Below are 12,695 nucleotides of genomic sequence, written 5' to 3'. Positions count from 1 at the left end.
CCGCATTATTGCACGTATTACGATAATTACTGCGTACTTATCCTTAAGCATATGTTAAAAATACGTTAAAACCTACGTATTTTATTTGGATTGTAGATATCTATCTATTATCTTCGTAACATCTGCTCCTTGGAAAAGAGTAGGAAGTAAGGAAAGTTGTAATTAAAAAAAGCGATTTAATGAACACAAAAAAACTAATAGCATCGGTGCTATTTATAGGCTTTTGTCTAGTGTCGCAAGCACAAACTACCAAAAAAAATGAGCAAGACAATCTTGCTAAAGAGTATTTCTCGCAAATCATGGGTGTAGCTGTAAATGCTACCACAAACACCAAACTCTATCAATTTGTGTATGATTGGTTGGGTACACCATATAGATTGGGTGGTGATTCAAAAAGAGGTATCGATTGTTCAAAATTCTCACTTGCAGTTTACGAGAATGTTTTCAACACCACAATAGGTTTTAACAGCAGAAATCAGTACGCAAACGTTACGCCGATCAATAAGAAAGATCTGCAGCCGGGCGATTTAGTGTTTTTTAAAATCAGAAGTAAGTCTATTACGCATGTAGGTGTTTATTTAGGTGATGATAAGTTTGCACACGCCTCTTCTAGCAAAGGTGTAATGGTGAGCAATCTAAACGAAGCCTATTGGAAAAGATACTACTATAATGGTGGTCGTCCAAAATCAGAAGAAAACCGTACTATGGTGGCGGATGCTTCGATGCTCAATACCGACAAGTAAAAGTAACTCCATAATACCAACAAAAAGTCCGAATGAAAATTAATCATCCGGACTTTTTTATTTAATTTTGCTACATCAATTTTGAATTATGTCAACAAAAGCAACCTTAATATTAAATAAAGAACAGATATTTCAAAAATCTAAACGCATTGCTTACCAAATCATCGAAGACAATTTTGACGAAAAAGAAATTGTATTGGTAGGAATTGCCGACAGAGGATATGTATTTGCCCAAAGACTCAAAAACATCATAGAGGAACTTGTTGATAACAAAGAAGTGATCCTCATCAAGGTTACTATCAAAAAGAATAAACGCAGTCTAGAAGCAGTCACGGATTTGCCTATCGAAACAGCGGCCAACAGGGCTGTCATCGTGGTAGATGATGTCTTGAATAGTGGAAGAACATTGGCTTATGCATTGGGTGCATTTATCAACGTACCGCTAAAGAAAATGCGTACAGCCGTACTCATCGACCGCAGCCATCACCAATTCCCTATATTTAGTGACTACTACGGACAAAAGCTTTCTACTATATTAAAAGAAAATGTGCGGGTGTATTTGGAAGAGTTTGACAATAAAGAAGATGCCGCTTGGCTCGAATAATAAAACAGGAAAATAAGAAAGGGTTAATCGATTGGCGATTAACCCTTTCTTATTTTAAGCTTCATACCGGGTTTTATCCGTGTATTACTCAAACCGTTGTCTGCTTGTATTTTGGCTACGGTACTTCCTTCTCTTCTCGCTATGCGGCCCAGAGAATCTCCCTTTTTGACGACATAATATGCCGTTCGGGAGGATGTACTTTTGCTGTTTGTCTTGCTTACGTTTTTGGCCAAAGTAGCATTGACAGGTTGGCTAACCACAAGTGATCTTCCTACCGTCAGACTGTTGCTATTTAAAGCATTCCATGCTTTGAGATCCTGAACAGTGACATTAAATTTTCTAGCAATATTTGATAGCGTTTCACCTTGGCGTACGCGATACTTTTGTGTAGAAGTACCTGCTAACAGCGTCTTGGGCTCATCCATTGGCAAAGCAATCGACGAGGGTGAATGCAATGCCAGATAAAGCAGACTATCATTTGTATTGGCCGTAATCGGCAGAAACAACCTTCTCGGCTTTTCTTCTGTACCGTTTAACACCAATCGCTTCGCCGCAGGATTGAAATGTTTTAACTGCTCTATATCCAGATCTATAGCTTTGGCCACATGACGAAGGTCCACCGTCCGATTCACCAAGATGACTTTGAAATCCATATCCAATTCATTGGCTGCTGGGTCTATATTGTAATATTCTGTATTATTCAGGACGTATGTCATAGCGACATACTTGGGAATGTAATTTTGAGTCTCTTTGGGCAAGAAAGGTGATAATTCCCAAAATGTGGGACTTTGCAATCCGGAACGTTTGATAGCGCGCTGTACACAGCCACGTCCACAATTATAGGAAGCCAAAGCAAGCAACCAATCATTGAACTGATCATATGACTCTTTCAGGTACTTCGACACAGCATACGTAGACGAGTAGATATCTTTGCGCTCGTCGATATGCGCATTCATATCCAAATCATAGATGCGTGCGGTGGTATAGATAAATTGCCAAGGTCCTACTGCCCCTGAAGTCGAAACTAAATGCGGATTGAGTGATGATTCTACTAGCGAAAGATATTTGATCTCTTCTGGAAGTCCCATTTCCGCAAAAATCTGATCATACGCTTTAAAATAATGTTTGCTCAGACCGTGTAATCGATTCATATAAGGTCGATAATTCGACGAAATATATTTATCAATAAAATACTTCACATTGGAATTATAATCCAGTGGAATAGTCTTGGTGCTCGCCTTCATTCTTCGTAGAATCACGGCATCATCGAGGGAGACCGCCACTTTATCATCAACGTTTTTGCGGATAGAATCGAGTTCGACCAACATAGCCAATTGCTCTTCCATAGGTGTCGCAAAGGAATATGAACTGTAATAGTCATCACCCAAAGGATTCTCTATAGAAACTTGAGCTTGCAAAGAAAACGCACTGATTAAAAATGTTGATAATGCGGCGCAAATGTGTTTATTCATATTGTGCTAGTTTTGGATACTAGTGGGCAATATTTAGCCAGTATTTAGGCATAAACTATAAAGATTACATTTCTTGTCGAAAATGTAATCTTTATAGTATTTTGTTTATTGATTATTTGTTTTTTCCGTGTTGTTTGGTGCTGATTTTTCAGCTGGGTCTTCACGTTGACCATCTTTAAATTCCTTCACACCTCTACCCAGACCGCGCATTAATTCTGGAATTTTTTTACCCCCAAATAAAAGAAGAACTAAAACCACAATAATGATGATCTCTTGTGTTCCTATAAATAATAAATTAGATGTATACATTTTCGAATTATTTCTTAAATAACTTTATATTCAACTCCTTGTACTTACAAATATATATAATTAATTGGTATTCCAATGTAACTATCTTGCTAACCACGGCGCCGGATTAAATTCATTTTGTCCCTGTGACAAGCCAAAATAAACTACTGTATAGCCCAGCTCAGGATCCTTATCGGCTACCCCGATTTGTTGCCCACGGCTTACCTTTTGTCCTCTTCTCACCGATACCGATGCCATATTGGAGTAGAAACTAAAATACTCACCGTGCTTGATCACGACTACGCCTGCTACCGCTTGCACCACTTCACCTTCGAACACTGCTTTTACGCCGGCGCCATCCGCCGTGCGGATACCGATATCTGGTGCCGAACTGGTGATACCATCTACGGTATATGAACCATAATTGCGCACAATATTACCTTGTGACACTGGCCATGGAAGACGTCCGCGATTGGACTTGAAATCCGCCGATAGACGAGCTGCCTCTGGTGTAGAACGTAAGATTTCGCTATCCGTTTTCTTCGGCGTGGCTTTCTCTACCTCGGCTACAGTTTTACCTGTACGTTTGGCTTCTGCTTCAGCTAGACGCTTGCGCTCAGCCTCTGCCCTACGGCGCTCCTCAGCAATCTCTCTGTTAATGGCTGCACGGATAAGCGCTTCCATCTTTTTCTTCTCTTGTTGTTTTTTAGACAATTGTCCTTTGAACGTACGTTCTTGACTTACCAATACGTTCAACTGGCTTTGGTGAGCCGCTCTATCTTTGCTGATGATATCGCGCTCTTTCTGTTGATCTGCAAGCAACGCACGCTGGGTCTGACGGTCAGATTCCATCTGTGCGATCTTCAACTCAATATTTTTTTTCACTTTCTCAATCTCAGCAGCTTTCGCCTTACGCGCATCAGAGAATTGTTGCAAATATTTAATCCTCTTGAATGCTTGATTGAAATCCTTAGAAGCGAAGATAAACATCATCTTATTATAACCATTGCGGTTACGGAAGGCAAACAAAATCATCTTCTCATAATCCTTACGCATCTTTTCCAACTCCGCCTTCAATTCATTGACAGCTTTGGTATTTTGATTGATTTGGGAAGTTAGATTGTTTACTTCTTTATTGATGACGGTGATTTTCTCCTCCCGTAAGCTCAACTGCTTACTTAAGGCCGTCACTTCCTTTTGGGATAATAACTTTTCTCTAGTCTTAGCGACCAATTCCTTATTCAGATTAGCAATTTCAATGTTAATCTTCTCCAATTGCTTTTTCAATTGAGCACTACTTTGCCCAAATGATAACTGTCCGCAAAAGACTACAAAGAATATGCTTAATAATATATATTTGAAATTCATGAAATGAGTTCAGCTTTCTCGTTTTTGTACAACTTCCAAAAATAATGATATCTATACGACTTGCCTAATAAAAAGATTTTTTTAACATCTATTAGTTTATCACCTTATATCGGGATGGTACCGTAAAAGGCATCTCCAATTCTTGATTGAACTCAATTTTGTTATAATTCAACAAGGCATTAATCTGCATTTTATCAGCATTTAATTTAATGTTTTGATTTTGAGGAAAATTATACCCTGTCACATCATTAAAGGAGCTATAGAAAGCTTCCAGACTTTGACTACTTCCCGTAGGGGTAATACGAATCACTTTTGGTCTATATTTTCCATTCAGGCTGTACTGAAAAGATAAATCATCCTTCACTCCTACCAATTGCACGTCGTCCGTGGCCTGCGCAACAGTCATCTGGTCTGTACGCAATAGATCCGATGATACATTCGCAATCAACAAATCTTGCAATACCCTGAAGTTTACACCTTTACCCGTATACTGATGGATGTAATTAAACGGTTTTGCGGTGTACTCACCGTGCAACTTATTTAGTATTTTGATACTGTCGGGTGTGATAAGTACGCGAGCGCCCTCAACATTGAGGAATGTCGCAGTCAAAGATATCCATATTGCCTGGTCACGTTTTATGCGAACGTGCATGGTAACATCCTGATTGTCCTTTCCCAACTCCACTTTGGCTTTAGCACGTCCTGAAAAGGTATGAAAATCCAGATTATTAATTAAAAAATCCGCAATATTATTCGGCGAAGAAGGAACAGAAACCCCTCCGTTAGATTGCGTAGCAACCTGTCTCTTCGCCCCACAGCTTGTCAATACAGCCAGTCCTATTCCTAGTATTAATAACTTATTCCACATATTTTCTCTCTTGTATCTTTTGTTGAATTTTAGCCAGATTTTGTTGGCTATCGTTTTTTATCTCTATATCCAAAGCTTTTTGCCATTGCACAATAGCTTCTTTATCGCGCTTCAACTTACTTAGGATATCACCATAGTGCTCATACATCACGGCGGATGTTTTATTTAATTTCACAGCTTCTTCTATCCATCGTAGCGCTTCCTGATAATTGCCCTGTTGGAACAAAACCCAGGCATAGGTATCTTTGAAAGTCGCTGAATTTGGCTCTAACTCATTGGAAAGCTTAGAGAATTGCGCTGCCTTTTCTAATTCTTTTTTACGAACAGCCAAATAGTATGCATAGTTATTTAATGCACTCACGTTGGTGCTGTCGAGAGTGATGGCTTCTTCATAGGCTGCATCCGAAAGATTTTCCATCTTCAATTGATGGTACAGATCCCCCAATGAACCATATATCAGCGAGCGGATGGAATTATTTTCATTCTCCGAATAGTTGAGCGCTTGTTCCAACAATTCTCTACTCTTGTCATAATCAGGCTGCCCTGCATAGGCCAGACTAGTAAAATATAAGAGGTGCGAATTATTCGGATTGTGCTTTAGACCTTCTTGACCATGCTGGATGGCCTGATCCACTTGCCCCAACTCCAAATCCGATAAAATTACCAAACGCCACGCATTGACATGCCGCGGATTAGACGATAGCACTTTTAAGAAAACAGATCGAGCTTCTTCGACATGGCCTCGTTTTCCAAGCAATTCGCCTTTGAGAATCTGTGCCTCTAATACATCCGGATATGTACGTTCTAAGGTATTGGCCAGTGTCTGTAGCCTATCATCCGCCTCTATCGCTGGATCATTCATTAATTCGATTAAGAATTTATACTTATCCCAAAAAGGCACCTCCAGCTCATCAAAAGGTATTTTTAATGCACTGTACATAGCTGCGTACTTTTTGGAATCTCTGTGAATATCCGCTAAGTCTAGATACAGACTTTTGTCACTTGTGCGCTTGATACCGCGCTCGATAGCGGCAATGGCGTCCTTTTGCTTGCCCTCATGATTATAAATATACCCAAGATAGCCATATACATCAGGTATCATGGTCTTGCCATCAAGGCGGGTTAATATCTTTTTGGCAGGAGCCAACTCATTTTTATTCATATAGATTTCGGCCATCACCAGATTCAATGTGTCCGAATGCGACTTTTGAATCAATTCTTGGTACACTCGCTCGGCTACCTCCAGTTGATCGTTGGAAGCATACATGATTAATAACTCACGGTGCAGTCCTTCGTGCCCCGGATATTGTGTCTTCAGGCCTTCCAAGAGTTGAATGCTACTTGGATAATCTTTTTGGGATTTATACAATTCCAAAAGATGGTTCGCGTAGAATAGGTTGTTACTTTTCTGAAAAGCGAGCGATGCATTTTCTACCGCACCAGCATAATTGCCCAATTGTCCATTTATCAACGACTTGGCATAATAGATATCTGCCGCGTCAGGATGCTTTTCGGATATTTGATCCAAAAGTTGCAAGCCCTCTGTAAAATTACCCTCACGCAATTTGCTTTCCACCAGCTTTAGCTCCTCTGTATATGCTGTCTGCGCCCAACTTGCCGTCGACACAAAAAGCATGATAAAAAGCACTAAAAAATAACGGAAGCTATATATAAGCTGTATTCTCATTGTATTTATATTAATCGTATATCCTCATCCCTATGCTACTAAGGTAATAATCTATACTTACAAAAGAGTAAATTCTAGACTAGAAGTTTAACAACTAAAAGCATAAAAAACGTTAAAAAATATTTTAGCTGCGATATGTTTTAATATTGAAAATAAAATCGCTACCTTTGCAATCCGATTGTAGTGATTACAATCTGATTAAACATTATTAATTAATTAAATAAAAGCAAGTGAATACGTTAAGTTACAAAACTGTCTCTGCCAACAAAAACACCGTTAACAAAGAATGGATCGTTGTTGACGCTGAAGGCGAGATCTTGGGACGCTTGGCAAGCGAAATTGCAAAAGTAATTCGTGGAAAACACAAGCCAACATTTACCCCACACGTAGACTGCGGAGATAACGTAATCGTTATTAATGCAGACAAGGTTAAGTTGACTGGAAACAAATTAGGCGACAAAACATATGTTCGCTACACAGGCTACCCAGGTGGTCAAAGATTTGTATCTCCAAAAGAATTATTGGCTAAACATCCTGAGCGCATCATCGAAAAAGCGGTACGTGGTATGTTACCTAAAAACCGTTTAGGTCGTCAGTTATTCAAAAACCTTTTTGTTTATGCTGGAACAGAGCACAAACACGAAGCGCAAAATCCAAAACCAGTTAAATTTTAAGGAGAACAAACATGTCAACAACTAACACTTCAGGAAGAAGAAAAACTGCTGTTGCTCGTATCTACTTAGGAGCAGGTAGCGGAAACATTACCGTAAACGGTAAAGACTACAAAGAATATTTTCCAACATTGCCATTGCAATACATCGTTACGCAATCATTGAACGTAACGGAGTCATTAGCAAATTTTGATGTGAAAGTTAACGTTCAAGGTGGTGGAGTTAAAGGTCAAGCAGAAGCTGTGCGTTTAGCAATCGCTAAAGCATTAGTAGAACTAGACCCAGAAGTAAAACCAGCTTTACGCGCTAAAGGTTTGGTAACACGTGATGACCGTATGGTTGAGCGTAAAAAACCAGGACGCAAGAAAGCTCGTAGAAGATTCCAATTCAGTAAACGTTAATCAAAGGAGGAACACAAAATGGCAAGAACTACTTATCAAGATTTATTGGATGCAGGTGTTCACTTCGGTCACCTTACTCGTAAATGGGATCCGAAAATGGCTAAGTACATTTTCATGGAACGCAACGGTATCCACATCATTGACTTGAACAAAACTCTTACGAAATTAGAAGAAGCTGCTTCAGCTATCAAACAAATCGTAAAATCAGGTCGTAAAGTTTTATTCGTAGCAACGAAAAAACAAGCAAAAGAAATCATCGCTCAACAAGCTAAGGCTGTAAACATGCCTTACGTAACTGAACGTTGGTTAGGTGGTATGCTTACAAACTTTGCAACAGTGCGTAAGTCTATCAAAAAAATGTCTAACATTGACAAAATGCAAAAAGATGGTACATACGATGTATTATCTAAAAAAGAGAAATTGATGATTCAACGTGAACGTATTAAGTTAGAAGCACTTTTGGGTGGTATCGCTGACTTAAACCGTTTGCCAGCAGCTTTATTCATCATCGACGTGAAAAAAGAACACATCGCTGTAGCTGAAGCTATCAAATTGAACATCCCTACTTTTGCAATGGTAGATACAAACTCTGATCCTACAAACATCGACTTCCCTATCCCAGCTAATGATGACGCTACTAAATCTATTAGCCTTATCGCTGGTATCATCGGTCAAGCGATCGTAGAAGGTTTAGAAGAGCGTAAACGCGACAAAGAAGAAGATGCGGAAAAAGAAGCTGCTGCTGCTAAAGCTGCAGTAGATAATGGTGACGCTGACGCGACTCCAGGAAAACGCACTCGTAAAGCAAAAGACGTAGAATAATATTCTATATATAAAGCCGGATAGACAAGTGTAGGTTTCTGGAAGTTTGCTTCCTTACCCACGCACGTCTTTCCGGTTTTTTTGTTAAATGAAACCAAAAACTTAACAATAGCTCGTCGCTTTGTTAATCACAACGTAGTAATTTTATTAAAAAAGAAAATATCATGTCAGTACAAATTTCTGCATCAGATGTAAACAAATTGCGTCAACAAACAGGCGCAGGTATGATGGATTGTAAAAAAGCTTTAGTAGAAGCTAACGGTGACTTCGAAGCTGCTGTTGACTACTTACGCAAAAAAGGCGCTAAAGTAGCGGCTAGCCGTCAAGACCGTGATTCTAACGAAGGTGTTGTTATCGCTAAATCATCAGCTGATGGCAAAACTGGTATCGTAGTAGAAGTAAACTGTGAAACTGACTTCGTAGCTAAAAATGCTGATTTCATCGCTTTAGCAGACAAAATTGCAGAAGCAGCTTTAGCAAACACTCCAGCTACAGTAGAAGAATTGAAAGCTTTAACATTAGACGGTCAAGTAATCTCTGAATTATTAATCGAGCAAACTGGTGTTATCGGTGAGAAAATCGACGTTTCTAAATATGACATCGTAACAGGTGAAAAAGTGGTTGCTTATATCCACGGTAACTACCGTTTAGGTGTATTGGTAGGTCTTTCAGCTGACGCTGAAGGTGCTGACGAAGCGGGTAAAGATGTAGCTATGCAAATCGCTGCAATGAATCCTATCGCTATTGATAAAGATGGTGTAGATCAAAATACTATCGAGCGTGAAATCGCTATCGCAAAAGAACAAATCATTGCTGAAGGTAAACCAGCTGAAATGGCTGAGAAAATTGCTCAAGGTAAATTGAACAAATTCTTCAAAGAAACTACTTTGTTGAACCAAGAATTCGTTAAAGATTCATCTAAAAATATCGCTCAATTCTTAGATTCAGTATCTAAAGGATTAACTGTAACTGCATTCAAACGCATACAATTAGGAGCATAATTTTAGTATACTAAGTTTTGCTTAGTATATCATATAAAAAATCCCTTCCTGAATATCAGGAAGGGATTTTTTTTTGATTAAAACTACCGCAATTCCATTTTTATCTGATGCTTGCCCGCCGGCAGTTTAATTTTTCTTTCTCCTTTGACATTGTCAGGTCCATAGAATGTCGCTGTCGTATTCGGCGGAATAATTACATCATAAATAATTTTTTTCTTATTTCTAGTCCATTTGGAGACTATTTGACCATACGGCGAATGATGTGAAACTTCACTATGTGTCAATCCATCTGGAAAAATGGGTTTTAAAATAATATGCTTAAATCCAGGTTGCGCCGGATCAGGCAGAATACCGCCAATAGATTTAAAAAACCAACCGCCGATTTCGCCGAACATCATATGATTCTCCGAAATATCTCGTTTCGCTTGCAAATCCCAATTTTCCAAAAGTGTCGTAGCACCATTGACAGCCCACCAGCCCCACGAAGGATAAGTATCTTGTACCGCAACTTTATAAGCCGATTCGCTGTAGCCGTTATTGTTCAAGGCATTCAATAAAGTCTTTGCTCCGAGTACACCCACATCCAGATGAAAATTAGTCTCTAGCACTTTTTGATTTAAGTTAGTCGCGACTTGTGCCTTAAACTCTTCAGGTACCACACCCCAATGCAAGGGCACACTCAACTCGGTTTGGGTTCCACTCGCATAAATTCCCTTTTCACGGTCTAGATACTTCGTATTGATGGCCTGTTTAATTTTTTCGCTAAGTGCCCAATACTTATTATAATCATCTTTATGACCAAATAGCATAGCCGCTTGTGCCAATATCTTCGCATCCACATAAAAATAGACGGACGAAGTCAATTCCAAATTGGATGTAGATTTTACAGGAACCCAATCTCCTCGACCAAATGTGGTGAGTCCATTGACACTAATGCGGTCCACGTAATCCACATAGCGTTTGATATTTTCATAACAATCGCGCAACAACCGACTATCCCCATAATATTGATAGATTTCCCAAGGAATAATAGCAATGGTACTTGTCCAATCCAAACCATTTGCCGTGCCATAGCCCCATCCCCCAGTCGGAATAATATCAGGCAATACGCCATTTGGCTGCTGCTCGTCACGATGGTCTGCCAACCATTTTTCATAAACCGTAATACCATCATAGTTGTATAGCGCAGTTTCAATAGCCAAATGCCCATCTCCTGTCCATCCATTTTTTTCACGCTGTGGACAATCCGTAGGATAGCCCATCAAATTGGACAAATAAGCATTATTCGTAATCCGCCACAAATCATTTACCAAAGCGGAAGAAGTATGAACAAAGCCTTTTTGAGCTACATCGCTATGCACAAAATAGGCTGAGATATGAGAGTCGTCGAGCATAATAGGCTCGCTACTCGTCACTTCTATATACCGAAAACCCTTGTAATTAAATTTTGGCATAAACTCATCTTCCTTCTCCCCGCTGAGAATTAATATGTCCGTCTGGAATGGATCCTTTTCCTTGTCACCAAGGTAGTACACATCTATATTGGAAAGATCCAGACGACCGTTTTCAGCCAATCGCTCGCCATGCGCCAGCTTTACCACCGTGCCCGCTGGCCCTTTGACTTTTATTTTTGATATACCAGCCATATTTTGACCCAGGTCAAAAAGATATGTTTGTGCATCATGTTTGGTCACTTTGATGGCTTTGTATTCATTAATCAAACGAATAGGATTCATCTGCTGGGCAACAATATTATTAGAAGGAGCACTTCGATAGCGCACCCCTTGCCATTTGGAGTCATCGAAATTTGGCTTATCCCATCCTGCCTGCTCTAGTCGTGCGTCATAATGTTCACCCGTGTAGATACTATTGGAGACGATCGGCCCTGAAGATGTTTTCCAATCGCGTTCGCTGACGACAGTTTCCGTTGAACCATCTGTATAGACAATTCGCAAGTTCAGACAAAAAGTAGGTCTTCCTCGCCATGGTGCGTGATGAAAGTCCCACACAGCCAGAGACTGATGGTTATACCATCCATTCCCCAATATCAATCCTACGACATTCTCCCCAGACTGCAAATGCTTCGTCACATCATGGGTCACATACAAGATCCGCCTGTCATATCGCGTATACATAGGATCCAAAAAATGATCTCCCACCCGTTCACCATTGATAGACATTTCGAATAGTCCCGCCGACGCAATATAAGCACGCGCAGATTTTATTTGCTTTTTTAATGAAAATTCCTTTCTGAAATAGGGAGCAGGCTTATAGTGTATATCCTTATTATCACTAATCCAACTGCCTTGCCATTGAGCAATCCCCAGCATGCCCGTTTCGAAAGTCGCAATTTCCGAAGGTTGTGGTTCTCCATTCAAATCATAGGATATTACTTTCCAATAATAGATAGTAAAAGGATTTAGTTTATTGCCCGAAAAAGAAACCAATCTATCCGATCCATTCCGCTTCCCTGTATCCCATATACTTCCTTTGTCATTTATGAGTGCAAGGGAATCTGTGTCTACAAGGACACGATAAGCAGTCTGTACCGCTCCTCTGCGGCTATCATGCATACGCCAAGATAGTCGAGGATCCTGCACATCGATGCCGATAGGTCGGAATAAGTGCTCACATTTTAAATCAACGGGCATGCCGTCATTCAAAGCCCCAAATGAAGCCAAGGGAATATATAGACAAAAGAAGAATAGAATATGGAACTTTCTCATAATCAAAGTTTACAGTAGGTAGTTAGATATATACTAAAATAAAC

General features: G+C 39.7%; 12 protein-coding genes. 6 read left to right on the top strand and 6 right to left on the bottom strand.

Going from position 1 to position 12,695, the window contains the following annotated elements; translation table 11 throughout:
* The first annotated feature begins 179 nt into the window (after nucleotides 1–179).
* Both EDC17_RS05110 and EDC17_RS05105 read left to right on the top strand, forming a co-directional pair.
* Entirely contained in the window at nucleotides 180–743 is a 564-nt protein-coding gene (locus tag EDC17_RS05110; protein ID WP_132777072.1) for a C40 family peptidase, read from the top strand.
* An 88-nt stretch (nucleotides 744–831) separates the two neighbouring features.
* Nucleotides 832–1,347: a phosphoribosyltransferase family protein gene (locus EDC17_RS05105; protein ID WP_132777071.1), complete on the top strand. Its 516-nt coding sequence runs from the start codon at nucleotides 832–834 to the stop codon at nucleotides 1,345–1,347.
* A gap of 38 nt (nucleotides 1,348–1,385) precedes the next feature.
* Here EDC17_RS05105 and EDC17_RS05100 read toward each other — a convergent pair whose 3' ends face one another.
* The 5 genes from EDC17_RS05100 to EDC17_RS05080 all read right to left on the bottom strand — a co-directional run bounded on the left by EDC17_RS05100 (nucleotide 1,386) and on the right by EDC17_RS05080 (nucleotide 7,030).
* Complete coding sequence (locus EDC17_RS05100; protein ID WP_132777070.1) at nucleotides 1,386–2,819, bottom strand: LysM peptidoglycan-binding domain-containing protein; 1,434 nt, start codon at nucleotides 2,817–2,819, stop codon at nucleotides 1,386–1,388.
* 105 nt (nucleotides 2,820–2,924) lie between these two features.
* On the bottom strand, nucleotides 2,925–3,128 hold the full coding sequence (locus EDC17_RS05095; protein WP_132777069.1) for a twin-arginine translocase TatA/TatE family subunit: 204 nt from the start codon (nucleotides 3,126–3,128) through the stop codon (nucleotides 2,925–2,927).
* An 81-nt stretch (nucleotides 3,129–3,209) separates the two neighbouring features.
* Nucleotides 3,210–4,475 carry a murein hydrolase activator EnvC family protein gene (locus tag EDC17_RS05090; RefSeq protein ID WP_132777068.1) on the bottom strand — a complete coding sequence of 422 codons (1,266 nt, stop codon included), beginning with the start codon at nucleotides 4,473–4,475 and terminating at the stop codon, nucleotides 3,210–3,212.
* Nucleotides 4,476–4,566: 91 nt separating this feature from the next.
* Nucleotides 4,567–5,343: a DUF4292 domain-containing protein gene (locus tag EDC17_RS05085; protein ID WP_132777067.1), complete on the bottom strand. Its 777-nt coding sequence runs from the start codon at nucleotides 5,341–5,343 to the stop codon at nucleotides 4,567–4,569.
* Nucleotides 5,333–7,030, bottom strand: coding sequence for a tetratricopeptide repeat protein (locus tag EDC17_RS05080; RefSeq protein WP_132777066.1), 1,698 nt, complete (start codon nucleotides 7,028–7,030; stop codon nucleotides 5,333–5,335). Before EDC17_RS05080 ends, EDC17_RS05085 begins: the two co-directional genes overlap by 11 nt.
* Nucleotides 7,031–7,260: 230 nt before the next feature.
* On the opposite strand from EDC17_RS05080, the gene rplM reads away from it, so the two are divergent.
* The 4 genes from rplM to tsf all read left to right on the top strand — a co-directional run bounded on the left by rplM (nucleotide 7,261) and on the right by tsf (nucleotide 9,925).
* Entirely contained in the window at nucleotides 7,261–7,704 is a 444-nt protein-coding gene (gene rplM, locus EDC17_RS05075; protein WP_132777065.1) for a 50S ribosomal protein L13, read from the top strand.
* 11 nt (nucleotides 7,705–7,715) lie between these two features.
* Nucleotides 7,716–8,102, top strand: coding sequence for a 30S ribosomal protein S9 (gene rpsI, locus EDC17_RS05070; RefSeq protein WP_132777064.1), 387 nt, complete (start codon nucleotides 7,716–7,718; stop codon nucleotides 8,100–8,102).
* Between the two features lie 18 nt (nucleotides 8,103–8,120).
* Nucleotides 8,121–8,924 (top strand): 30S ribosomal protein S2, encoded by an 804-nt coding sequence (gene rpsB / locus EDC17_RS05065; protein ID WP_132777063.1) that lies wholly within the window; start codon nucleotides 8,121–8,123, stop codon nucleotides 8,922–8,924.
* A 164-nt stretch (nucleotides 8,925–9,088) separates the two neighbouring features.
* On the top strand, nucleotides 9,089–9,925 hold the full coding sequence (tsf, locus tag EDC17_RS05060; protein WP_132777062.1) for a translation elongation factor Ts: 837 nt from the start codon (nucleotides 9,089–9,091) through the stop codon (nucleotides 9,923–9,925).
* 83 nt (nucleotides 9,926–10,008) lie between these two features.
* Here tsf and EDC17_RS05055 read toward each other — a convergent pair whose 3' ends face one another.
* A complete protein-coding gene (locus EDC17_RS05055) occupies nucleotides 10,009–12,651 on the bottom strand; it encodes a glycoside hydrolase family 78 protein (RefSeq protein WP_165894366.1) in 2,643 nt (880 codons plus the stop codon).
* Nucleotides 12,652–12,695: the final 44 nt, after the last annotated feature.

Source organism: Sphingobacterium alimentarium, from assembly GCF_004342685.1.
Taxonomy (GTDB): Bacteria; Bacteroidota; Bacteroidia; order Sphingobacteriales; family Sphingobacteriaceae; genus Sphingobacterium; species Sphingobacterium alimentarium.
Note: the sequence above shows the minus strand (reverse complement) of the source record. Positions and strands in the feature narration are given on the sequence as shown.